Genomic DNA, 22,597 nt, shown 5'->3' with positions numbered 1-22,597 from the left:
CGCCCGTCTTCAGACGGCGTCTTCGGTCACGGCGCGAAAGCGCAACTGGCCATGGTAGACATCGATGTCGTCGTCGTAGCGAGCCTCGGAATAGACCAGCCGCAGATCGATCAACTGGTGCCCGTCGAGGTCGAGGGGCGCGCCATCAAGCGCCAAGCGAACGCGCTCCATGATGTCGAGCGCCTCCTTCTTGCCTCTGGCCTTCGACCAGACATGCAGGGTCAGCAGCTGCTCGGTCCCCGGCTCGGTCGCCGTGCTCCAGTCGTAGACGCTGGCGCGCCCGAGGGTGACATAGGGAAAGGCGGCGCTGGCGGGCGCATGATCGAACACCTTGCCGCCGCCGAGCACCGCGACAAGGCCGGAATCGGCCAGAAGCGCGGCGAAGATCGCCTTTTGCAGGTCAGCGGTAGCTGCTGTCATCATCCGTCATCCTTGCCTGTGATGCGGGCGCCCCGCTCCTCAAAGCGTGCTGGTCCGCGTCGGCGCGAATGCCCGGAACCGCGAGAGTCCGCGCGGCCCTTTCGGCGAGATCGTGCTCCTTCCAACGCAGCGCCCGGACCAACCCGTCGAGCGTTATGGCCATCGACAGCTTCATGCGCCCGTCTCCCGGACCCGGCAGACGAGAAAGCGTCCCGTCTCGTCAGGATCGTGCACGGTGACGATCTCGAAAACGCGGTTCTGTCGCGAGAACCGCATGCCGCTCGTCACGTCCGGCCGGTGGCGCAGCGTGATGCGATGAGTCACGGTTTCCAACGTCTGGCCGGCGCCGAAGCGGCTATCGGCCGCAAGCGGCTCGATATGGCCGAACACGGTCGCGAGCTCGTTCCATTCCTCGCTGAATCCTCCGAAGCCGTCGCCGGTCGTCGTAACCGATTGCAACGAAAGCTCGGTACGCAGCGCCCCGGGGTCGATGAAGAGCGCCGCCATCACAACCTGCCCGCGCGGTAGCCGACGATCATGCGCTCATAGCCGGCCGGATAGGAGACGGGCTGGTCGTCAGGCCCGAAGCCCGCACGGAATTCATACCAGTGCGCAACCAGAAGCAGGATCGCGCGCCTCAGGAGATCCGGCACGTCCGTTCCCGATTCGCCGAAGCCTGCCGAAAAATCGATCTCGACGCCGTTCATGGCGCGCAAGGCGGGCGGCGTGGTCTCGGCGTGGACACGGGCAGGCCGGGAAAGCGTATCGACCTGATAACTCTCCGGCGCAAGGAGCGAAGCCTCGCCCTCGCTGCCGTAGAGCGTGACCGAAAGCACCTCGCGAACCGGATGAATCCTGAGCGGGACCGTTCCGCTTGCCGGCCAGCGGTCGAGGACGAGCCGCCAGCTTTGATCGATCAACGCCAGGCCGGTGCTGCGCTCCACGTCCTGACGGGCGGCGCGGACCAGGCCGGTAAGCAGGTCGTCCTCGCTCGTGCCGTCGATGCGCAGATGCGCTTTGACCTCGGAAAGCGTCACCGGCTCGACAGCCGGTTCGACGGTTCTGAACAGCGTCATGCAATCACCTTGTCAGGCACCTTGTCGGGAGAAAAGAAACGGCCCCGACGGGGAGGAACGCCGGGGCCGCGAGCAACTCCGTTTCCCCGTGAACGAGGAGAACGGAGCGCGTCCTGTTACGCCGTGCCGAACTTCAGCAGCTTGATGGCGTCGAAGTCCTGCACGCCACCGCCGACGCGCTTGGTGATGTAGAACAGCACATAAGGCTTGGCGGAGTAGGGATCGCGCAGCACGCGCACGCCGGCGCGATCGACCACGAGATAACCGCGCGAGAAATCGCCGAAGGCGATCGGCGTCTCATCCTCGTCGATGTCGGGCATGTCCTCCGCCTCGACCAGCGGGAAGCCCATCAGCATGGCGCGGCTTCCGGGGCTCGCCGGCGGCTGCCACAGATAGTTGCCGTCGCCATCCTTCATCTTGCGGATGGCGGCTTGAGTCTTTCGGTTCATCACCCAGCTGGCGTTCTGGCGATAGCCGGCCTTGAGCGCATAGATGGTGTCGATCAGCACGTCCGAGGCATCGCTGGCCGGCCAGTCGCCGGCGACGCCGGTCAGCGTGTAGCCGATCTTGCCCCAGGCCCAGGCGCTCTCGGCGACCTGCGCTTCGCTCAGGAAGCCTTTCGGCTTGCTGGTGCCGTCCCCCGAGACGAAGGCCGCGCCCTCCTGCTCGGCGAAGGCGGCCTCCACCTCACCGGAGATCCACTGGTCGAGATCGACCACCGCGTCGTCGAGCAGCGATGCTGTGGCCGCCGGCATGGCGTAGAGCTCCATGGTGGGGAACTGCAGTTCCGCCAGCGTCGCCGTGTTGGTCTGCGGCCGCGCCGCCGTCTCGGCGACCCAGCCGACCGCCGGTCCGGTGATGGAAAACGGCTTCTTCAGGACGGAAGACGAAACCTGGCGCACCGAGGCGATCGAGCGGATCGGCGACAGAGCCGCAAGCCGCTTGCCGATCTCGGCCTCCGTCTCGTCCGGCACCAGATAGCCGCCGTCCTGGCCCGAACCGCCGAGATTGATCGACATTGCCTTGGTGTCGAGGGTTCTCAGCGCGCGGTCGTCGCCGGAGCGCATGTAGGCGTCGAAGGCCGCCTTGTGCTCACTGGGCATCGCGCGGCCGGCGCCGCCCAGTGCCGGGCGGACGCGCTTCAGCGCCAGATTGTCCAGCGCCCGCTTCTGCTGGTCGAGCGACCGGCTGATGCGCTCCACCTTTTCCGCGGTGACGACGTCGGCGCCGAGGCGGCTTTCCAGTTGCGTCAGTTTCTCGTCGTTGGAGTCCTTGAAGGCCTCGAACGTGGCCATGAACTCGCCGAAGGCGTCCTTCAGGTCGAGATCGTCCGCGCTCTTGGTCTCGAGCGGCGCGGCTTGCGCATGTGCATTCATTGACAGTTCCCTTTCGGATTTATGAGGCTGGTCGCCTGCCGGATCGTCTCCGTCAGGCTCTGCGATCCCGCCGCGGCGTCCCGCCTGCGCACGAGCGAAGCGAAACCCTTGGCGATGACCGCCCGGGCGTCGCTCCTGGAAAGCCCCGCATCCCGCGTGAGCCACGATTCGAATTCCCTGACGCTGGGCAGGCGCTTCGCGCGGCGGCCCTTGACGGTCTCGATTCGCGCGCCGGGCAGCATCGGGAAGGTGACGACCGAGATCTCCCAGAGATCGGCCTCGATGATGCGGCGGATGCCGCTCGAAGCGTCCCGGCGCGCCTTCACCGTGCGGAAGCCGATGGAAAGCCCGTCCAGCGCGCCGGCGCGCATCAGCGCATGAACTTCGCGCGCCCTGGCGACATCCGTCGCCAGCCTGCCACGCACGAAAAGGCCGCGATGGTCCTCGCGGATTTCCGTCCAGACGCCGATGGGCGCAGCCGGATCGTGCTGGAACAGCATGCGGATGCCGCCGGCACTCCTTTCCCGCAACGCCTTCGCGAAAGCCCCGCGTTCGACAACGTCCTTGCCGAGATCGACGGCGCCGAACAGGCTGGCATAGCCGGAGAAAGTGCCGTCGGCCTCCACCCGCTCCAGCGCTAGATCGACGAATTTCCGCTCCGCCCTGCGCGCCGGCGCTTCAACGGTCATCGGCATTCTCCTCGCTTCTGTTCCTGAACATCCGCACGAAGCGGTTCTGCTCGAAGGCGCGCATGACGAAGCCCAGCGCCCACCAGGCGCACAGGCTGGCGGCGGCCGATCCCATGAGCATGAGCTCGGTCGGGCCGATGGCGCTCTCGACGTCGAGTTCGGCGGCGATCTTCAGGCCGGCGGTGCCACCGAAAACCAGGCCGCAGACGACGCCGACGGCGAACCGGCACGCCGCCTCGCGGCGGCCATGCGGCAGGATGTAGGCCAGCGAGACCGCCGAGCCGGCGACCGCGCCAACGGCCTTCGCCATCCACAAAAGGGTGGCGTTGGAAAGATCGGACATTTTTTGTTCTTTCAGATCGGGCGGCGCGTACTACGCCGCATCGTTGGGCCGATACCCCACCGCCTCGCGCTTCTCGTCGTCGGTCAAGAACTCCGCCGCGCCGACGCGGGCCCACAGCGCGTCGCGTTCGGCCGAAAGCCCCTCGATCTGGTCGGCGTCGTACCAGAGCCGCAGCCCCTCACCGAACGCAGGCCCCAGCCAGGCCGACATTTCACGGGCGATCCTCGCCACCAGCGGCAGCACCGTCAGCCTGTAGAAGGCGCGGTTCGCCTCCTGGTAATTGGCATAGGTGTTGTCGCCGGGAATGCCGAGCAGCATGGGCGGCACGCCGAAGGCCAGCGCGATGTCGCGGCTCGCCGAATGTTTCGCCTCGACGAAATCCATGTCCTTCGGCGACAGCGCCATCGCCTTCCAGTCGAGCCCGCCTTCGAGCAGCAGCGGCCGGCCGGCCCGCGTCGCGCCTGAGTAGCCGTCCTCCAGCTCCGATTTCAACCGTTCGTACTGGTCCTCCGGCAGGTGTCCGCCCTCCTTCGGCGCATAGACGAGCGCCCCGGAGGGACGGGCCGAATTGTCGAGCAGCGCCTTGTTCCAGCGCCCGGCAGCGTTGTGCGTGTCGAGCGACATGAGCGCGGCTTCCAGCGGCGGAAAGCCGTAATGGTCGTCCAGCGGGTGAAACAGCGTCAAGTGAAGCGCGCCGCCGCCTTCTCCGTCCGAAAGCGTCACTCGCCGCCGTCCCGCCGACTCCCGATGATCGAGCGCCACGGGCCAACCGGCCTGATCGGCCACGACGGTCACGCGGTCCGGCCTCAGAAGGTGCAGCTCACGCGTCCCCTCATTGGCCTCGACAAGTTCGAGATAGGCGTTTCCCGACAGCAGCAAATGGCCGTACAGCGTTTCGAGGAACGTCGCGCCGGCCTGGCGCGGGTTGGGTCGCTCGACCAGATCGAGCAGGGGATGTTCGACGATCTCGTCCGCGCCTTCGTAGAGGAGCCACGGCACGGCCGACGCCGCGCCGGCGATCAATCGCACCGACCGGTGGACGATCGGGTTGCGCATGAACCCCTCGCGAGCGAGCGTGGCGTAGTCGCGCCGGGTCCAGCGCGCCTCGCCCTGCGCATGCAGCGCGATGAAGCCGGAAGGCGTCGCTGTCTTCAATTCGGCGCGCGCGCCGCCGTTCCCCGAGGCGCGAAGCCAGGGCCAGGTCCAAGCCATGTCGTTTCCTATCGAAAGTCGCGGATTCGCGGGGCGCCGATGCGATCCGGCATCAGCTCGGTCACAGCCCAGACCAGGGCGTCGACCCGATCGGGCGAGCGGCCGCCGGACAGCCCGTCGGCGCCGAAATCGCACATCTCGTCTTCCAGCGCGGGGAAGCGTCCCGCATGGAACACCCTGCGCTGGCTGTACAACGCCGCCACCGGTTCGGCGCGCGCCCATTTGCCGCGTCGCGCCCGCGCCGGTTTCACCGGCACGGCGGCGTCCACGGTCCGGATGACGGCGCTCGCCATCTCGCCGCCTTGGTTGACCTCGACCAGCAGGCAGTCGGCGGCCAGAGTGTGGTACAGCGCAACGGCGCGTGCCGCCCAGTCCTGCGGTTTCGCGGATTTCAGCGTGGCATCGGCCAGCACGACGACCCGGCCATCCATATCCAGCCCGGCGGCGACGATGCCGCATGCGTCCGAGGTTCGGCGCGAACTGGCCGGCGGATCGACCGCCACGACGATGCGGCGCAGTTGCGGCGGCGCTTCGATCAGCGCCTCCTCGATCGTGCGCCGCGTCCACAGCGCGTCTTCGCGGTCCTCGATCAGTTCGCCATCCAGTTCCTGCCGCCCGAGCACGGTGCCGGCATAGCGGGAAGCGACCGCTTCGAGAAACCCCGTCGCCAGGTTGTCGGCGTTTTCGGCCGTCCGCATCCGCGTCACCAGCACCGCCGGATCAGCGAGAAGGCCCTTTATCAATTTCGTCGGGCGTGGCGTCGTCGTGACGAGCTGGCGCGGACGGTCGCCGAGCCTCAGGCCGAATTGCAGCATGTCGAAGCAGGCGTCGGCATTGCGCCATTTGCCGGCCTCGTCGCACCATGCGGCCTCGAACTGGTGACCGCGCAGGCTTTCGGGATCCTCCGAGGAGAAGATCGTCGCCACCGCCCCGTTTTCCCATACCAGCCTGCGGCGGCTGGGCTCGTACCGCGGCCGCCAGGGCTGCGAAACGCCGATGATGCCGGACGGCCCGTCAACCATCACGTCTCGCACGTCTGCCAGCGTCTCGCCGATCAGGGCGAGCCTTCGATGCTTCTGTTTCGGCGCGAAGGGCGGCAGGCCTCGCACCAGCGCGTTCACCCATTCCGCGCCGAGCCGCGTCTTGCCCGCGCCGCGCCCGCCGATCACCAGCCATGTCGGCGGCTGCAGATCCAGCAGCGGATATTGCGCGAGACGCGCTTCAAGAAACCAGGCGTGCCGCGCCAGTCTCGCTCCCGTCCAGCCCACGTTCCTCAGCGACCAGTTGCGCTGCAAACGCCTTGGCCAACTCAACAATGCGTCGATCGATGCGCTCGAGTATGGCGGCCAAGTCTTCATCCTGCCTGATCTGGTTCTCTTTGGCGGCTTCGTCCGGCCGCATGATTTCGCCGATCTTGTCCAGGCCGCGAATGATCGCGACGATGCCGTCGATCTCGGTGCGATCGATCTTCGTTCCCTCTTCGAACGCCTTGCGGCCGAGCGCCTCCATCCTGGTCAGAAGGTCGGCGGCAATGGCACGCAGACGGGCGGCGACATCGCCGGATTCCGTTCCGGCCCAAGTCCAACCATCCCGCTCGGACAGCGTCTGCACCGTCGCCAGCGCACAGCTCGAGGCATCGGCCAAAAGCGGCAATGTCACGCGCGCACCTTCCGCGAGCGCGCGCAAGGCACACGCCTTCGCAGGCGAAACAGCGAAAGCCATGATGATCCCGGATTGTTGAAGATAAAGATGCCGGAAACCAAGTCTGGGGCGGCTCCGCCCGCCCAACCCGCACTTTTCCGACGATAGCGAGACACTACCAAACCACCGTTACGGTGTCAAGGTATTTTTTCCTATCTGCCGAAATTAATCGACCGTAGCGATTTCCCGCTGCATCGGATCACCGGACGCCCGTCCGGAAGGGCCTAAGTGCGGACGGCTATCCGTTCTTCGCACAGGCACGCATGGGGCACACAGCCACCCGCGAGCAACAGTAGCCCGATAACTATCAGTGCTTCGATCCGACAGGGCTGGTCGGGGGCAGAGGCGTCGGCGCATCGCGCCTTCTCTCCGCATCGTCGGCGTGCTCGTAGCGAATGCCGGGAAAAATGATGACGGAAGCTGCCGCCCCGACGGCTGGCGGTGGACGCCCAGCCGGGCTGGTTCGCGGCGTGAAAGACAGGATCGTGGCCATGGTTCGCGTATTCCCTCTCGGTTGACCCGGAGCACAACGCAACGCCTCCAGGGACGATTAAGGCCCTCAGAGGGTTAACGGAGCGCTAACGGATCGTCGCTAAATTGATCCTTGTTCCGGCAGGCGCGGGGCGACGTTCGAACCGCCGGCCGTCCGAGTTGCAACTGCGTAGAGCGTTTTTCGTGTCGTCGTCAGATTTCCTCCAGATCACAGCACGAGCCGAAAGCGGCAAGAACGAGCGGCTTTTCCGGGCCTCGATTTCCGCCTTCTGTTCCCTGACGCGCCCGTCGCGGCGCGAAATCGGCCAGCTCGAAGACCTCACGTTGCCGCTGTTCGACAGCGTCTCCGCCGAGGGCCTGCGTTTTGCGGCCGCTGCTCTCTCGGAATGCGAATACGCGCCCGAGGCGCTGGTGCGCCGTCTTTGCGAGGCAAGCGTCGACGTCGCCGCCCCTCTTCTCGTCCGCTCGCGAGCGCTGACCGATATCGATCTCATTGCGCTGATCGGCCGCCACGGCCTTCCGCATGCCCGCGCGATCTCCAGGCGAAGGAACCTCAATCCGACCATTGCAAGCCTCGTCCGCGCACTGGAACGACCCACTCTGGTCAGGCAGAACGGCCGCGCGCCGGGCCCGACCGCCGAACAGGAGAAGGCGGATCGGCCAATGGCTATGGTCAGGCAGGAGCGGGTTGCGGGCATGGCCGCCGAGGCCGTTCGCGCCAGGCTGCGTGGCATGATGCTTGGTGAAAGGCTGCGGAGCGCCGGGATCAGGGACGACAGCAATCCGGCTGACAGATCCAGCGCCTACGCCAAGCTGCGCGAGACGGCGCTGACCGGAAACGCCGCCTTCTTCCAGACCGCACTGGCCGACGCGCTCGATCTCGATTTCACGACCGCCCGTTCGCTCGTCTCTGCATCGGACCCGTCAATGCTGTTGACGGCACTGAGAGCGCTCGATCTCAGCGAGGACAAGGCGTTCCTGATCGCGGTCGCGGTGTTTCCCAAACACTTCCCGCATCCGCAGGCAATCCGCCTCTTCCTCGACAAATACCGACTGATGCATCACGATGCCGCGCTGGAGCGCATGAGACTTCTGAAAGCCGATGCGGCGGCTCAGGCCATCGTCGGAGCGCGGCAGGCCACGGCCAATACCGACGAGCGGCCAAGGCCTTCGGTGCTCAAGGCGTCCTGAGCGCTATCAGGTCCTCGACGGGTACCGATCCGGCCTCGATCTCCACGATCCAGATGTCGGGATCGAAACGGCTTTCCTTCTCGATCCTCTTTTCAAGGGCATCCGGATCGGTGACCGGCTCCAGCCGGTCGAACAGGCGCTCGTCGGGCTTTGCGGTGTCGTACATCGTCTGCGGCGCCGGCCCGAACAGGGCGACTTCGCCCAATCGGTTGCGGGAAAGCACCATCACCGCGCCGGCCTCGGTGGCGCCGCGCCTGACCACGGCGGCGAACCCGCCATCGGCGAAAACGCGCCGGACAAGCGCCGACACCCAGAGATCCGTGGTCACGCGCATCGATGCCATCCACGCAGACGTTCAGGAATTACGCGACTTCTGAAGCGACGGCGTCAATCGGTCAAGCCGACCTGCCGCATCTTGGCGTAGACGGCTTGGTCGGGCTCACCTGTCTCGGGAAGACCGAACAGCGACTGGAATTCCTTGATCGCCGAGCGCGTGCGTGAGCCGATGACCCCGTCGAGCTTGATGTCGTCGTTGCCGAACGCCTTCAGGCCGGCCTGGATCTTGACGATACGGGCGGAGTCACCGATGGCGGGGGGCGCGGTGGCCGGCACGGTCGCCGTGCGGGCGCGCGGCGCGGGCACCGGCACGACCGCGCCGGTAATAGGTGCGGCACCAAGCTGATCGAGCAGGGCCGCGTCGATCGCACCGTCCTGAAGGCCGACCTTATGACGATAAGTGTCGATTGCCTTTTGCGTATTCGGCCCGGGGATGCCGTCCACTTCGCCGGAATAGAAGCCGAGTTCCTTCAGCACGCCCTGCACCTTCTGCACGGTCGGATCCGGCCTGACCATCGGCGCAGGTGGAACCGGCGCCGGTTCCGGGCGCTCGATGTTGATCGTCGTTTCCGGCTCGTCCGCCGGCGCATCGGTGACGTGCTCGATGGTGCGTGTGGCGAAGAAGGCGCCCTTGTGCGGGTATGGCTGATACCAGAGCGCATTGGCCGAGACATAGAACAAGGTGACCAGGAACGCGGTCGATCCGCCGACCAGGACCGGATTGTCGGAGATCATCGTCCCGACTGCGACCGCGCCGTTGCGCAGGTGGCCGGTACGCCGCTTTGCGGGCTTGGCCTTAGGCCGTTTGGCGGAGCTGGCCATCGCCGCCCTCCTTCGCTTTCCTCGACTTCGGCATGGGCACCACGACAGGCTGATCCGCCTGCTGTCTAGGTCCCTCGACCGGCACGCTGACGGTTACTGTGGTCCCTTTGCCCGGCGCGCTTTCGATCGACATGGTGCCATCGTGAAGCGAGACGAGGCCCTTCACCAGCGAAAGACCCAATCCGGTGCCCTCGTAGCGCCGGGTGTAGTCGTTATGAACCTGGGTGAACGGCTTGCCCAGATTGGCCATATCGGCCTCGGCGATGCCGATGCCGTTGTCGCTGACCCAGAAATGCAGGCGCGAGCCGAGCCGGCTTGCGCCGATCGCCACCTTGCCGCCTTCGGGCGTGAACTTGATGGCGTTGGAGGCCAGGTTGATGAGGATCTGCTGGACTGCGCGCCTGTCGGCGTTGATCTCCCCGACGTCCGGCGCGATCTGCGCCGTGAAGTCGATGCCCTTCTGGGCAGCCGGAAGCTTCATCATCGAAACGCACATATCGACGGCTTCGACAAAACGGAACGGCTCGGGCTGCGCGGCATAGGTGCCGGACTCGATGCGCGAAATGTCGAGGATCGACGTCACCACCTCCAGCAGATGCTGGCCGGATTGCCGAATGAGCGAGACGTATTCTTTCTGGCGCGGATCGGCGAACGGCCCGAACATGTCGTGCAGAAGAACGTCGGAGAAGCCCAGGATCACATTGAGAGGCGTGCGCAACTCGTGACTGACGGCGGCCAGAAAACGGCTCTTGGCGACATCGGCGCTGGCGGCCGTCTCATTGGCGGCGGCAAGTGCTGCCCGCAGTTGCGCGACCTCGTCATTTGCGCGCAGCAAAGCGATGAAGGGCTGATCCTGCCCGCCTTGCATCAACTCGAAGAGAAATGTCGGGAAATTGCCGTTTGCACCGGGCAGGCGCAAACGCAGCTCCAGGCATCGCGAAACCGCGCCGTCGCGCAGGTCGGCAATGGCACTGAGATAAGGGACGCGGTCGGCCAAGTGGATTCGATCGAACAGACCGGCGCCGGATAATATCTGCGGGGAAAGATCGAGCAAACGCATGGCGCTTGGCGAGACGTCCAGCACGTCCCCGCCCCGCGCGATGCGAAAAACGACGGCGTCGATCACGTCCTCCAGACAGCTCTCGGTCCGCTGGTCCTGCTCCGCATCGGCGGGGTGAAACCGCCCTGCGCGTGCGAGCACGGTCGCGCCCCATGCGGCAGGAATGAGCCAATGCCATGCCGCAGGTTCCCCGACCGAGAGCAGAAGCGGTGCCAGGAAAACCTGCAGGATGGCTGCAGCCAAGGCGGCTGCACCTGCTGCGATCGTAGCGCGGCGCGACCCTGAAACCCACCAGGCCTCCACCGGAAGGGCAAGACAGAGGAGAGCAACAGGCGAGCCGAGACCGCCGGCAGCGGCGATCAGGCCGGCGAGACCGCAAGCCGCGACAGTCAAAATCCCCAAACCGACCAGCCGGGACGTCCCCGTCGCCGCCACCAGCATCGCCGAGAGCCAGCCTGCGGCAAACAGAACAAGGATCACGAACACGGTGGCCGCCGCGCCGATGTTGGCGGTCGCCAGCATCACCGCGGCTGCGGTCATCAGGAAAGGCGACGCCAGGAGAACGCCGATGAGGCGCGCCTGAATACGCCGCCGGCCGGCATCGGCCACGGCGGGCTGGACGAAACGCTCGCAGCCAGCGGCGATCGCATCGCAAAAATCAACGTATCTGGTCGCCGCCAAACTCAACGCAACGCACTCGCCTGCTTCGCAGATCACTTTCGTTGAAACGAAACTCGCATCCAGCCTTTAAGGAAAGGATAAGGCGGGGCCACAAGGCGTCCTCCGACGGGCAAATATTCGGGCATGGCGATCGCTATGCCCCCGCTTCTGCCGCCATAGTAAACGGGCGGTTAGCCCGGGGTGACTTACCGGACATGGCATACTGGCGCCGACTTTGGCGAAGAATTTATAATATTATGTTTTATAATCAATCTTTTAAATGGTTTCTATTTAGTAAAAGACAAAGCCGACTGAAACCGGGGCAAGGCAGGCGTGAACGGTTTCCTGCCGATTTGTCTAAACTTTTCAGAAAATCCTCCTGCTTCATGCAAGCCGTCTTTTGTGTGATCGTGTCATGGTCGATGCAGAAAAGAGGCTCGGCCGACGAGCCGGCGCCCGGTCACGACGAGAGGGTATGAAAATGGGTTTCCTGATAAGAGCGGCCTTCTGGTTTTCGCTGGTCCTGCTGCTGCTCCCGTTCGGCGCAGGCTCGGGCACTTCGGGCGACGACAGCGTCGGTCCGATCCAGGCCCTGCTGGCTGCGCGCGACGCCGTCGGCGACATTGCCGGCATGTGCGACCGCAGGCCCGACGTTTGTGAAACCGGCAAGCAGGCCATGCATACGATCGGCGTTCGCGCCAAGGCCACGGCGAAGATCGCCGCCGAGCTGATCGGCGACGAAAACGAAGCGCCCGACCAGACCACCGTTACGGGTAGCGTCCCCGAAGCTGAGGTCGGGAGCGCGCCCGCCAAGAACTGATCCTCTCCGCCGCTTGAACGGCGACACCGCGGGCCGCCTTCCCTCTCGGCGCCCGCGGTGTTCTTTTTTCGTGACGCGCCTGTCGCGTGCCCCTATATGCGACACAAATGACGACCTTCGAAGACATAAGCGACGATTTCTCCCTTCTCGACGAATGGGAAGACCGCTATCGCTACGTGATCGAGCTGGGCGAAGGCCTCCCGCCTTTTCCCGACAGCGAGCGGACGCCGGCCAACAAGGTGCCGGGCTGCGTCAGCCAGGTCTGGCTGACCACCGGAATCGGCAGCGGAACGGATCCCGTCGTCACGTTCAGCGGTGATTCCGATGCGCATATCGTGCGCGGCCTGGTCGCCATCGTGCTCGCGCTCTTTTCGGGCCGTCGCGCCAGCGAGATCCTGGCGACGGATGCCGAAGCCGCGCTCAAGTCGCTCGGCCTCGACGAGCATCTGTCGCCGCAGCGCGCCAACGGCCTTCGTTCCATGGTCCAGCGCATCAAGCGCAACGCCGAGGAAGCGTTTTCCACGGCTGGCTGACCCGTCAGCTTATCGTGGGCCGATAGTCCTCGGCGCCCCAGTGCAGGACCGGCTTTCGCCGGCCTGACGGCGCCGGCGGCGCGTAGTGCCTGGCCAACGCGCCCAGGGCGGTCTTGAGGACGACCTTGGCCGAGCGCACCGGCCAGCGGCGTTCGGCTTCCACCTGCTCGAGCCCCTTCAGGAAACAGCAGACGTCGATCAGCACGCCCGACAATTCAGGTCCGACGTCGGCGACGGCATTTTCCACGCGCTGCCGGGCCGCGAGCGCGGCGTCGGTCAGGCCGGCAATGCCGCCGCCGGAACCGCTTCGCCTCCCGGAGGCGACACTGGCTTCCCAGTTCGCACCGAGGCGCGGCATGATGAGGCCGCGCGTGTAGTCGGCGCGCAGCCGTTCGCCTGCGCCGAATTCCTTCTCGTCGAGGAATGGAAGACCGTCCTTCCCCTTACGGCGGGCAAGCTGCGCGAGCGGAGATTCGGCAAGATTGGCCAGCGCAACCGAGGGGCCGGAGTCGGCTTCGATTCCGGTCAACCCGATCTGACCATCCCTGTTGCGCGGCGCCGGGACCAAGACCAATTGACGCGCCAGCGACAAACCCTGCGCGGACAGGGCGACGCTGTGCGAACTCCGTGCCAGGATGCCACGCGCGGCCAGCATGGACAGCAGGGCGGCGTCAATCGCCACGGCGCCCCGTCCACCCGCTTCGAGGATCAGCTTCCCGGCGCCGGCCGCCGGCCGCACCGACGCCGCCCCCGCGGCCAGGAACCTCAGGACACGCTGACCGCCGTCGGTCATGTCATTTACCTGCATCCCCACGCTCAAAGGTCCACCCGGGAACGGAAGGCGGCATGCGCGATGCGTTCGACCATCGAGACGGCACGGTCGAACTCCGCGTCGTCCCGCAAGTCCTCCACGATGTGGCAGGCATGGATGACGGTTGTCCTGTCGCGACCGAAGCCGCGCCCGACTTCTCCTTGCGTCAGGCGAAGCACGACATGGGCGACATACATGGCGATCTGCCTGACGCGCGATATCGAATCCGCGGTTCGCCCCGGTTTGCGCAGTTCCTTGCTGGAGACGGAAAAGAGTGCCGCCACGATATCGATAAGGCACTCGCACATTTCCTGCGCCACCTCATCGCGCCGCTTGGAACTGGCATGGAACGCCGCATCTGGGGCGGCAGCCGGCGTTTGCTGCGGATGCTTTTCCAGGGTCGCCGATAACATCGAAGGCACGAAACTTCCTCCCAAATAGGAATAAGTTCCTTATAGACGGACACCTCCGACCTGTGAACAAATGATGAACCGTTTGCCCTCGTCGATTTCGACAAGGCATTGAAAACAAATCTCTCTTTCTTTTTCCGTCAGAAATTTCCCTACCCGGCTTTTCCCCACGGCGGAAGCCGCTGCCCATAGTCACAGTCCTTTCGAGGCGGGATGGGCAATGGGAAAACTGGAAGACGAAGCAAGGGCTTTCGAAGACGAAAAGCGGGAGTGGATCCAAGAAGCGCGACAGCTTGCTGCCGTCAGCCTTCTTTGCGGGGCCGACCTGAGCGCCGCCTTCGCAGCCGGCCCCTCCGAGAGAGCGGCGTTGATCCTAAGGCTGGAACGAATAATCGAAAGGGAAAGACTGAAGGGCGCCCGCCGCCACTGGAGCTATGACCTGAACCGTCATATCGCGCTCAAACAGGCGCTCGACAGGTTACGGGACCGTGACGGCGCATCTGGCCGCAACGGCTATCCGCGCGAACAGGCCGGAAAGAAAAACGGCGCCCGAAGGCGCCGCTGATCGGAGAGTGCGACCGGCTTACCGGCCGCCCTTGCGCTTGCGTCCGAGCCCCATCTTCTTGGCAAGCTGCGAACGCGCCGCCGCATAGTTTGGCGCGACCATCGGGTAGGACGCGTCGAGGCCCCACTTCTCGCGATATTCGTCCGGGCTCATGCCGTAGTGGGTCATCAAATGGCGCTTCAGCGACTTGAATTTCTTTCCGTCCTCAAGACACACGATGTAGTCGTCATGCACGGAGCGCTTCGGATTGACGGCCGGCTTCTGCTTCTCAGCCGGCTGAACATGCTCGGCCGGCTCGGAAACGCGCCCCAGGGCCGCATGAACATCGGCGATGAGATTCGGCAATTCGCCGACCGGCACGGGATTGTTGCTGACATACGCCGCAACGACGTCGGCTGTCAGTTCGATGAGCATTTCGCTGCTTCGGGAAGGCGCTTCTGCAGTATCCATGGTTCCAGGTCCCAACGAGAGTTATGGTTTTGATGCCCCGTTCAGACCGAGGCTTGGCGCGACCTTCGCCAGAAGCGACGAACGATTCGCTTTGCGGAAGACTTCATGAACCTGAAGGCTGCGCAAGTCAATTCGTGCAACTTCTCTACTTATCCTTTCTTCAACAAATATTTTTAAATGAAGCACGTCTTTTGTGAGAAAATAGGCCAACGCTTTCCAGAGTATCAAAACGATACAGGTCTTGCGCCAGTCGATTCACATCGGCAACAAGCCATTGGCGTGCTCATCACAATGCCGTTCAGATCTAATTGACGCTTGAGCATCCGGCTCGGACATGTTCATTGCCCGCAACCTGTGTCGCAATGACGAGATCGAAAGAATGAAGGCAAGTTTCCCCGCCGTCGAGCCGCCGCGGCCGCAGAAGAAGCCGACGCAAGACGAGCATCACGGCATCAGGCGGATCGACGACTATGCGTGGATGCGCGCCGACAACTGGCAGGACGTGTTCCGGGATCCGTCGCTGCTTGCGCCCGACATCCGTTCGCATCTCGACGCCGAGAACGCCTACCAGTCCGCCCTGATGGCGGATACGGCCGCTCTTCGGACGGCTCTTTTCGCGGAAATGAAAGGACGCATCAAGGAGGACGATTCCTCCGTACCGATGAAGGACGGTCCCTACGCCTACGGCTCCTCCTTTCGCATCGGCGGCGAACAGCCGAGATATTTCCGCACGCCCCGGGACGGCGGCGAGCAGCACATTTTCCTGGACGGCGACGCCGAGGCCGCCGGCAAGGCCTATTTCCGGCTCGGCGGCATCGACCATTCGTCGGATCATGCGCGCCTGCTATGGGCCTATGACGACAAGGGCTCCGAGTTCTACAGCCTGCGCGTGCGCGATCTCGATAGCGGGGCCGATCTCGAGGACGTCATCGGCGATACCGGCGGCGGCGGCGTCTGGTCGGCCGACAATGCCGGCTTCTTCTATACGAGACTTGATTCGAACCATCGACCGTCGAAGATTTTCCATCATGTTCTGGGCGACGATCCGGCGAACGACCGGCTTGTCTACGCGGAGGCCGATCCCGGCTTCTTCATGAATGTCGGGGGCACCCGCAACAACGACTGGATCATGATCGGCATCAACGATCACGAGACATCCGAATACAGGATCCTCAGCGCCGACCGCCCGCACGACGAACCCAAAATCGTCGCCCCGCGCGAGACCGGCTTGCAATACGACCTCGAAGAAGGCGGCGACATCTTCTTCATCCTGACCAACGCAGACGGCGCGAAGGATTTCAAGATCATGACCGCGCCGGTTGCCGATCCTACGCGGTCGAACTGGACCGAACTGGTTCCGCACGAACCGGGCCGGCTGATCCTGTCGATCATCGGATTCGCCCGGTATCTGGTGCGGCTGGAGCGCAAGGACGGCTTGCCGCGCATCGTGGTGCGCGAGCGCGCCAGCGGGGACGAACACGTCATCAGCTTCGACGAGGAAGCTTTCTCTCTGGGCCTCTCCGGCTCGTACGAATACGACACGGATGTCCTGCGCTTCAGCTATTCGTCGATGACGACGCCGGCGCAGCTCTTCGACTATGACATGCGCACCCGCGAGCGCACCCTGCTCAAGACGCAGGAGGTGCCGTCGGGGCATGATCCCGACCTCTATGTGACGCGCCGGCTGATGGCGCCGGCGCAGGACGGCGAAATGGTGCCGGTTTCCCTGCTCCACCGTCGCGACACGCCGCTCGACGGCTCGGCGCCCTGCCTGCTCTACGGCTACGGTGCCTACGGCATCACCATTCCCGCCGCCTTCAACACCAACTGTCTTTCGCTCGTCGACCGGGGCTTCGTCTACGCCATCGCGCATGTGCGCGGCGGCAAGGACAAGGGCTATGCCTGGTACGAGGACGGCAAGCGCGCGGCCAAGGAGAACACGTTCACGGATTTCATCTCGGTCGCCCGGCACCTGGTGGCGGAAAACTATACGGCGCACGACCGCATCGTCGCGCATGGCGGATCGGCGGGCGGCATGCTGATGGGCGCGATCGCCAACATGGCGCCGGACGCCTTCGGCGCCATCGTCGCGGAAGTCCCCTTCGTCGACGTCCTGACCACCATGCTGGACGAGACCTTGCCGCTGACGCCGCCCGAATGGCCGGAATGGGGCAATCCGATCGCGTCCGAAAAGGATTACCGCACGATCGCGGCCTATTCTCCCTATGACAATGTCGGCGCAAGGGATTATCCGCCGGTTCTGGCCGTGGCCGGCCTGACCGACCCGCGCGTCACCTACTGGGAACCGGCCAAATGGGTGGCGAAGCTGCGCGACATGAAAACCGGCGCCAGTCCGATCCTGTTCAGGATTAACATGGACGCCGGACATGCCGGCGCCTCCGGGCGCTTTTCGCGGCTGGAAGAGGTGGCCTATACTTACGCGTTCGCGCTCAAGGTGACGGGCAAGGCGAACCTCACGGCCTGATCCCCGGCGAAAGTGACGCTCAGCTTTCCGGCTTGCGGGCCGGATAGCCGTTCGGATGAGGCGGAACGGCCTTGAGATAGGCCGCGATCGCCTCGCGATCCTCAGGCGTCAGCCGCGCCATGTTCTGCTGGACCTCGACCATCGCCCCGCCGACCGAATCGAAATCCGGCGTGAAGCCGCTTTCGAGATAGCTGGCGATGTCGGCGGCCGACCAGTCGCCGATGCCGCCCTCGCCGGAGGTTATGTTGGGCACGACCCCCTCGCCTTCGGCGGCTACGGCACCTGCCAGCCATTCTCCCTTGATGGTGCCGCCGGCAAACGAGCGTGGCGTATGGCATTCGCCGCAATGTCCCGGACCTTCGACGAGGTATTGCCCGGCGCGCACGGCTTCCGGCGCATCGGCGGCGAGTTGGAAGACGGGCGCGCTGTCGAGATAGAGCCGCTTCCAGACGCCGATGCCGCGCCGGATATTGAACGGAAAGGAGAGTTGGCTGGGGCCGGGCTTGCCCGCGATTGCCGGCAAGGTCTTCAGATACGCAAAGAGGTCGGAGACGTCGGCCGGCGTCATGCGGGCATAGGAGGTGTAGGGAAACGCCGGATAGAGATGCGTGCCGTCCGGCGCGACGCCCCGCAGCATCGCATAGGCGAAATCCTGCGGCGACCAGGTGCCGATCCCGTCCTTCGGATCCTGGGAGATGTTCGGCGTGACGAACGTGCCGAACGGTGTCTTGAGCTGGACGCCGCCGACCAGTTCGAGACGGGCCTCCCCTTCGGCTTTAGGTCTGGCGTGACAGGAGACACAGCCGCCGGCGTTGAAGATGCGCTCGCCCTTCGTCGCGTCACCGGGATGCAGTCCGGCCAGGGTCGCCGCATCCAGCCGCACCGGCGCCGACAGGAACCAGCCGGCGACCGCGGCCGCGCCGACAACGACGATGCCGGCGCCGACAAGCCTGCGCGCCCGGCTCATGGCCGGGATCAACCCTTCTTGATGCGGTAAGACTGGTGACAGGAAGCGCAGTCGGGGCCGATCTTGCCGATCTGGGCCTTCAGCGCGTCGACGTCGGACGGCGCGGCATCGACCGCCGCCTTCACGTCGGCCAGGTACTTGTCCTCGGCCGCCTTGAAGCCCGCCATGTCTTCCCAGATTTTCGGCGCGGCCGTGGTGTCGCCGCCTGCTTCGCTGCCCTTCGGGAACAGCGCCTCGGCGTCGAACTTCTCGGCATTCGCCTCGAGGCCCTTCAGAGCGGCCAGAACGGCGTCGGCATCGAAGGGCTGCTCGCCCTTGACCATCTTGGCAAGGCCGCCGACGAGCTTGCCGCGTTCCTTCATCAGCGCCTGCCTGTCGCCGATCGGATCGGCGGAGGCGGCGGCACTACCGAGTGCGAGGACGGAGATGGCGAGTATAAGCTTTCTCATTCCTTTGGGCTCCACGTTGACATCCAGGGCGAAAGCGCCCCTCTACCGAACGAAACCGGTACTCCATTTATTCCGGTCGCTTCTTCTTTTTACGGAAAGAAAAAGGCCCCGAACATTGCCGGGGCCTTCAAAACTCAGCTTGTCGCCTTTTCGTAGAGTTCGAGCACGTAATCCCAGTTGATGAGATTGTCGACGAACGCCTCGAGATATTTCGGCCGGGCGTTGCGGTAATCGATGTAGTAGGAATGCTCCCACACGTCGACGCCGAGGATCGGGGTGGCGCCGTGGACCAGCGGGTTCTCCCCGTTCGGCGTCTTGGAGATGGCGAGCTTGCCGTCCTTCACCGACAGCCAGGCCCAGCCCGAGCCGAACTGCGTCGCGCCGGCGGCGGCGAAATCGGCCTTGAACTTGTCGTAGCCGCCCAGGTCGCTGTCGACGGCCTTCTGCAGCGCGCCGGGCAGCTTGTTGCCGCCGCCGCCCTTCTTCATCCACTTCCAGAAATGGATGTGGTTGTAGTGCTGGGCCGCGTTGTTGAAGAGGCCGGCGTTCTTGCCGAAAGACTGCTTCACGATCTCGTCGAGATTGGCATTGCTGGCATCGACGCCAGCCTCGGCGGCAAGCTTGTTGCCGTTGTCGACATAGGCCTTGTGGTGCTTGTCGTGGTGATACTCCAGCGTCTCCTTCGACATATAGGGCTGAAGCGCCTCGTAATCGTAAGACAGGGCGGGCAGTTCGAAAGCCATGGATATTACTCCCTCATGAAAAAGCGGTGTCGATCGATCTAACATAGGTCCGGCACGAAGCGGAACAACCGTCCTGGCCGAACCTATTTTGCGTTTCGCCTAGGCGGCGGAACCCGAATGCGCCCACTCCCAATAGAGTTCCCGGGCTTTCCCGGCCACCGGACCAGGCTGCAATTCACGATCCTCGATACGAATGACGGGGACCACCTTCGAATGATTGCCTGTCGAGAATATCTCGTCGGCCTCGAGGAAGTCGCGCACCGACAACGTCTTCTCGGTGGTACGGATGCCGGAACCCTCCAGAAGCACGATGGTGCGGGCGCGCGTAATGCCCGAGAGGAAGGTTCCGTTCGCGGCCGGCGTGAAAACATGGCCGTCCTTGACCAGGAAGATGTTGGACGATCCGGTCTCGGCGACATTCCCCAGCATGTCGAGGACCAGCGCGTTATCGAAGCCGCGCATCTTGGCCTCCATGATGGCGCGGCCGTTGTTCGGATAGAGGCAACCGGCCTTGGCGTTGGTCGGCATGGTCTCGATGGTCGGCCGTCGGAACGGCGAAACGCTGATCGAAAAGCCGGACGGCGCGATCATCGGCGATTCGTAAAGGCACAGGCAGAAGCGGGTCGAGGCCGGGTCGGCCGGCACGCCCATATAGCCGCCATGCTCGGCCCAGTACATCGGGCGGATATAGACGGCGGTCCGGCCATCGAACTTCTTCAGCCCGTCCCAGGTCAAGGCGACGATTTCCTCGGGCGTCATGGTCGGCTTCAGGCCGAGCGCCACGGCCGACTGGTTGACCCGCTTCGCATGAAGGTCGAGGTCCGGCGCGACGCCCTCGAACCAGCGGGCGCCGTCGAAAACGCTCGACCCCAGCCACATGACATGGCTTCGCGGACCGACCAGGGCCACATTGCCCTCGTGCCAGTCTCCATCGACGAACGTCCAGGTGAGCGACTGCGCGGCAACGGCCAATGTCATGGTAGCGGCTCCTCAACTGATCACAGGCTATTGGAGAAATTCGTCCCGCTCCGTCAACCGGCATGGCGCGGTTTCGGTGAGGCCAGCGTCGCGTTCCCCTTGCTTCCGGCGCAAATGCGTTTCACAAATTCGCGATGCAATATCCCGCTTATGTCTTCGACGCCTACGGAACCCTTTTCGACGTGCATGCCGCGGTGCGGCGGCACGCGGAGGCGATCGGCCCGGATGGCCAGCTTCTGTCGGAGATCTGGCGAACCAAGCAACTGGAATATTCCTGGGTCCGGACGCTCATGGGCGCTTACGCCGATTTCTGGCAACTGACGGAACAGGCGCTGGATTTCGCTTATGCCCGTGTGCCGTCCGCGAACCGCGCACTGCGCAGCGACCTTCTGGATGCCTATCTCAAGCTAGATTGCTATCCGGAAGTTCCATCGGTTCTCAAAGCCCTCAAGGCATCCGGCGCGAAGCTGGCGATTCTCTCCAACGGATCGCCGGCCATGCTCGAGCCGATCGTGCGCGCGGCCGCCCTCGACACCTTGCTCGACGAGGTATTCTCGGTCGACGGGATCAGGCGCTTCAAGACCGACCAATCGGTCTACGAGATGGTGACGAGCGCCTGGAGGCTCTATCCGGACGCCGTCTCCTTCCAGTCGTCCAACCGGTGGGATGTCGCCGGAGCCACAAGAGCGGGTTTCCGGACCGTCTGGATCAATCGCAGCGGCATGCCCGACGAATATGCGGACCTGCCGCCCGCCGTGATCCTGCCTTCGCTGGAAGGCCTGGCCTGAAGGTGCGGGCGGACCGTTGCCGATCGGCCACAGGACGGCCGGCATCTCCACGGCTTTCAGGAACCGTTCACCTTATTGCCCGATTTGAAGAAGCATAAGGCGTCCATCTTCTCCGGACCGGCGCGACGTGCCTGTCCCGGCACTTGCAATCGGAAAGGCCAGTATGCCCAAGAACCTATTCGCTCCCGGCGTCGTCAATCGCCGTGACCTGTTGACCGTGGCCGCATTGGGAGCGGTTTCGATGACGATGGCCGGCTGTGCCAGCGTCGGTGGCCCGCCGTCTCCCCAATACAACGAGCCCGTCGAACCGGCGCTGCCGGACTATGCCACAATGTACGGGCCGGTCGTCGACGAGGGATTCGAGATTCCGGCAGTGCCGATCCAGAAGATCGATCCGCAATTCCTTCGCCAGATCGTCGACGATCCCACCGGCCAGGCGCCGGGAACGATCGTGGTCGATACGACGGGACACTTCCTGTACCTGGTTCAACCGGGTGGCCGGGCCATCCGCTATGGCGTGGGGCTCGGGCGCGCCGGTTTCGAATGGTCCGGTGACGCGGTCGTGCAATGGAAGCAGAAATGGCCGAAATGGACGCCGCCGGACGAGATGATCGCACGCCAGCCGGAGTTGACGAAATACAGCGCCAAGAACGGCGGCATGCCCGGCGGACTGATGAATCCGCTTGGCGCACGCGCGCTCTACCTGTTCCAGAACGGCAAGGATACGCTCTATCGCCTGCATGGGTCGCCGGAGTGGAATTCGATCGGCAAGTCGGTTTCGTCAGGCTGCGTCAGGCTGATGAACCAGGACATCATCGACCTCTACAGCCGCGTGCCCGCCAAGACCCCCGTCATCGTCACCGGCGATATCGGACAGCCGATGGCCGTGTCAGGCCGTTTCCACCGCGCCATCGCGATCGATGCCGGCGTGCCGCAGGACGCCGAACTGCTCGGCCCGGCGCAGTAAGGTCGGACCGGAGCAATCGGCAAGGCAGGGCTCGTCGTCTTCCGGAAAGACTGCCCGGAATGATGCGACCGATGGCTGAGGCCTTGCCGATGCCGGCCGCGCGGGTGATCAGCCCGTGGCAGTTGCCGTGGTGGAGTAGGAGAAGCTCCGGCTTCCGGCAGAGGCGCAACGTCCGGATCACAATCCATTCGTTGCATTGCGGTATGTCGGAACGAACCTTAGAGTATGTATGAGGCTGGTGCGGCCGGCTTGC

General features: G+C 64.5%; 27 protein-coding genes. 7 read left to right on the top strand and 20 right to left on the bottom strand.

Going from position 1 to position 22,597, the window contains the following annotated elements; all coding sequences use genetic code 11:
* Positions 1–9: 9 nt before the first annotated feature.
* From ABMA46_RS09155 to ABMA46_RS09110, 10 genes are all read right to left on the bottom strand, one after another.
* Positions 10–420 (bottom strand): DUF3168 domain-containing protein, encoded by a 411-nt coding sequence (locus ABMA46_RS09155; RefSeq protein ID WP_348999034.1) that lies wholly within the window; start codon positions 418–420, stop codon positions 10–12.
* Complete coding sequence (locus ABMA46_RS09150; protein ID WP_348999033.1) at positions 401–595, bottom strand: hypothetical protein; 195 nt, start codon at positions 593–595, stop codon at positions 401–403. Before ABMA46_RS09150 ends, ABMA46_RS09155 begins: the two co-directional genes overlap by 20 nt.
* Positions 592–927 carry a phage head closure protein gene (locus ABMA46_RS09145; protein WP_348999032.1) on the bottom strand — a complete coding sequence of 112 codons (336 nt, stop codon included), beginning with the start codon at positions 925–927 and terminating at the stop codon, positions 592–594. The genes ABMA46_RS09150 and ABMA46_RS09145 overlap by 4 nt, the downstream gene beginning before the upstream one ends.
* Positions 927–1,496, bottom strand: coding sequence for a head-tail connector protein (locus tag ABMA46_RS09140; protein ID WP_348999031.1), 570 nt, complete (start codon positions 1,494–1,496; stop codon positions 927–929). Before ABMA46_RS09140 ends, ABMA46_RS09145 begins: the two co-directional genes overlap by 1 nt.
* A gap of 116 nt (positions 1,497–1,612) precedes the next feature.
* Positions 1,613–2,872: a phage major capsid protein gene (locus ABMA46_RS09135; protein ID WP_348999030.1), complete on the bottom strand. Its 1,260-nt coding sequence runs from the start codon at positions 2,870–2,872 to the stop codon at positions 1,613–1,615.
* Positions 2,869–3,561, bottom strand: a complete 693-nt coding sequence (locus ABMA46_RS09130; protein WP_348999029.1) for an HK97 family phage prohead protease — start codon at positions 3,559–3,561, stop codon at positions 2,869–2,871. Before ABMA46_RS09130 ends, ABMA46_RS09135 begins: the two co-directional genes overlap by 4 nt.
* Complete coding sequence (locus ABMA46_RS09125) at positions 3,551–3,904, bottom strand: DUF6107 family protein (protein WP_348999028.1); 354 nt, start codon at positions 3,902–3,904, stop codon at positions 3,551–3,553. The genes ABMA46_RS09130 and ABMA46_RS09125 overlap by 11 nt, the downstream gene beginning before the upstream one ends.
* A 30-nt stretch (positions 3,905–3,934) precedes the next feature.
* On the bottom strand, positions 3,935–5,116 hold the full coding sequence (locus tag ABMA46_RS09120) for a phage portal protein (protein ID WP_348999027.1): 1,182 nt from the start codon (positions 5,114–5,116) through the stop codon (positions 3,935–3,937).
* 8 nt (positions 5,117–5,124) lie between these two features.
* Positions 5,125–6,411 carry a DNA-packaging protein gene (locus ABMA46_RS09115; protein ID WP_425475717.1) on the bottom strand — a complete coding sequence of 429 codons (1,287 nt, stop codon included), beginning with the start codon at positions 6,409–6,411 and terminating at the stop codon, positions 5,125–5,127.
* Positions 6,338–6,838 (bottom strand): hypothetical protein, encoded by a 501-nt coding sequence (locus ABMA46_RS09110; RefSeq protein ID WP_348999026.1) that lies wholly within the window; start codon positions 6,836–6,838, stop codon positions 6,338–6,340. Before ABMA46_RS09110 ends, ABMA46_RS09115 begins: the two co-directional genes overlap by 74 nt.
* A gap of 654 nt (positions 6,839–7,492) precedes the next feature.
* On the opposite strand from ABMA46_RS09110, the gene ABMA46_RS09105 reads away from it, so the two are divergent.
* A complete protein-coding gene (locus tag ABMA46_RS09105; RefSeq protein ID WP_348999025.1) occupies positions 7,493–8,500 on the top strand; it encodes a hypothetical protein in 1,008 nt (335 codons plus the stop codon).
* On the opposite strand, the gene ABMA46_RS09100 is transcribed toward ABMA46_RS09105, so the two are convergent.
* Genes ABMA46_RS09100 through ABMA46_RS09090 form a run of 3 tightly spaced genes read right to left on the bottom strand, consistent with a single transcriptional unit; the run spans position 8,487 to position 11,399 of the window.
* Positions 8,487–8,834 carry a DUF1491 family protein gene (locus tag ABMA46_RS09100; RefSeq protein WP_348999024.1) on the bottom strand — a complete coding sequence of 116 codons (348 nt, stop codon included), beginning with the start codon at positions 8,832–8,834 and terminating at the stop codon, positions 8,487–8,489. The two genes, ABMA46_RS09105 and ABMA46_RS09100, sit on opposite strands and share 14 nt — an antisense overlap.
* Before the next feature lie 53 nt (positions 8,835–8,887).
* Positions 8,888–9,658, bottom strand: coding sequence for a peptidoglycan-binding domain-containing protein (locus ABMA46_RS09095; RefSeq protein ID WP_348999023.1), 771 nt, complete (start codon positions 9,656–9,658; stop codon positions 8,888–8,890).
* The gene (locus ABMA46_RS09090; RefSeq protein ID WP_425475722.1) at positions 9,633–11,399 is read right to left on the bottom strand and encodes a sensor histidine kinase; all 1,767 of its coding nucleotides are present in this window, start codon (positions 11,397–11,399) and stop codon (positions 9,633–9,635) included. Before ABMA46_RS09090 ends, ABMA46_RS09095 begins: the two co-directional genes overlap by 26 nt.
* Before the next feature lie 460 nt (positions 11,400–11,859).
* Between ABMA46_RS09090 and ABMA46_RS09085 the strand changes: the two genes are divergently transcribed.
* Both ABMA46_RS09085 and ABMA46_RS09080 read left to right on the top strand, forming a co-directional pair.
* Entirely contained in the window at positions 11,860–12,198 is a 339-nt protein-coding gene (locus tag ABMA46_RS09085; protein ID WP_348999272.1) for a DUF5330 domain-containing protein, read from the top strand.
* Positions 12,199–12,305: 107 nt separating this feature from the next.
* Positions 12,306–12,731 (top strand): SufE family protein, encoded by a 426-nt coding sequence (locus tag ABMA46_RS09080; protein WP_348999022.1) that lies wholly within the window; start codon positions 12,306–12,308, stop codon positions 12,729–12,731.
* Between the two features lie 4 nt (positions 12,732–12,735).
* On the opposite strand, the gene ABMA46_RS09075 is transcribed toward ABMA46_RS09080, so the two are convergent.
* The gene (locus tag ABMA46_RS09075; protein WP_348999021.1) at positions 12,736–13,524 is read right to left on the bottom strand and encodes a DUF6456 domain-containing protein; all 789 of its coding nucleotides are present in this window, start codon (positions 13,522–13,524) and stop codon (positions 12,736–12,738) included.
* A 23-nt stretch (positions 13,525–13,547) separates the two neighbouring features.
* The gene (locus tag ABMA46_RS09070) at positions 13,548–13,955 is read right to left on the bottom strand and encodes a helix-turn-helix domain-containing protein (protein ID WP_348999271.1); all 408 of its coding nucleotides are present in this window, start codon (positions 13,953–13,955) and stop codon (positions 13,548–13,550) included.
* A gap of 217 nt (positions 13,956–14,172) precedes the next feature.
* Here ABMA46_RS09070 and ABMA46_RS09065 point away from each other — a divergent pair, with 217 nt between their 5' ends.
* On the top strand, positions 14,173–14,517 hold the full coding sequence (locus ABMA46_RS09065; RefSeq protein ID WP_348999020.1) for a cytoplasmic protein: 345 nt from the start codon (positions 14,173–14,175) through the stop codon (positions 14,515–14,517).
* Between the two features lie 18 nt (positions 14,518–14,535).
* Here the strand turns inward: ABMA46_RS09065 and ABMA46_RS09060 are convergent, their stop codons facing one another.
* Complete coding sequence (locus tag ABMA46_RS09060) at positions 14,536–14,967, bottom strand: Ros/MucR family transcriptional regulator (protein WP_348999019.1); 432 nt, start codon at positions 14,965–14,967, stop codon at positions 14,536–14,538.
* Between the two features lie 379 nt (positions 14,968–15,346).
* Here ABMA46_RS09060 and ABMA46_RS09055 point away from each other — a divergent pair, with 379 nt between their 5' ends.
* Positions 15,347–17,452 (top strand): S9 family peptidase, encoded by a 2,106-nt coding sequence (locus ABMA46_RS09055; RefSeq protein WP_348999018.1) that lies wholly within the window; start codon positions 15,347–15,349, stop codon positions 17,450–17,452.
* Positions 17,453–17,471: 19 nt separating this feature from the next.
* On the opposite strand, the gene ABMA46_RS09050 is transcribed toward ABMA46_RS09055, so the two are convergent.
* From ABMA46_RS09050 to ABMA46_RS09035, 4 genes are all read right to left on the bottom strand, one after another.
* Positions 17,472–18,419 (bottom strand): c-type cytochrome, encoded by a 948-nt coding sequence (locus tag ABMA46_RS09050; protein WP_348999017.1) that lies wholly within the window; start codon positions 18,417–18,419, stop codon positions 17,472–17,474.
* 8 nt (positions 18,420–18,427) lie between these two features.
* Positions 18,428–18,868 carry a c-type cytochrome gene (locus ABMA46_RS09045; RefSeq protein WP_348999016.1) on the bottom strand — a complete coding sequence of 147 codons (441 nt, stop codon included), beginning with the start codon at positions 18,866–18,868 and terminating at the stop codon, positions 18,428–18,430.
* A gap of 134 nt (positions 18,869–19,002) precedes the next feature.
* The gene (locus ABMA46_RS09040) at positions 19,003–19,611 is read right to left on the bottom strand and encodes a superoxide dismutase (RefSeq protein ID WP_348999015.1); all 609 of its coding nucleotides are present in this window, start codon (positions 19,609–19,611) and stop codon (positions 19,003–19,005) included.
* Between the two features lie 99 nt (positions 19,612–19,710).
* The gene (locus ABMA46_RS09035; RefSeq protein WP_348999014.1) at positions 19,711–20,589 is read right to left on the bottom strand and encodes a branched-chain amino acid aminotransferase; all 879 of its coding nucleotides are present in this window, start codon (positions 20,587–20,589) and stop codon (positions 19,711–19,713) included.
* A gap of 134 nt (positions 20,590–20,723) precedes the next feature.
* On the opposite strand from ABMA46_RS09035, the gene ABMA46_RS09030 reads away from it, so the two are divergent.
* Together ABMA46_RS09030 and ABMA46_RS09025 are read left to right on the top strand one after the other, a co-directional pair.
* Complete coding sequence (locus tag ABMA46_RS09030; protein WP_348999013.1) at positions 20,724–21,377, top strand: haloacid dehalogenase type II; 654 nt, start codon at positions 20,724–20,726, stop codon at positions 21,375–21,377.
* A 163-nt stretch (positions 21,378–21,540) separates the two neighbouring features.
* The gene (locus ABMA46_RS09025; RefSeq protein WP_348999012.1) at positions 21,541–22,344 is read left to right on the top strand and encodes a L,D-transpeptidase; all 804 of its coding nucleotides are present in this window, start codon (positions 21,541–21,543) and stop codon (positions 22,342–22,344) included.
* Positions 22,345–22,597 lie beyond the last annotated feature (253 nt).

The organism is Mesorhizobium hunchu (assembly GCF_040081975.1).
In the GTDB taxonomy this organism is placed as follows: domain Bacteria; phylum Pseudomonadota; class Alphaproteobacteria; order Rhizobiales; family Rhizobiaceae; genus Mesorhizobium; species Mesorhizobium hunchu.
This window is presented reverse-complemented; position numbering and strand designations above follow the sequence as displayed.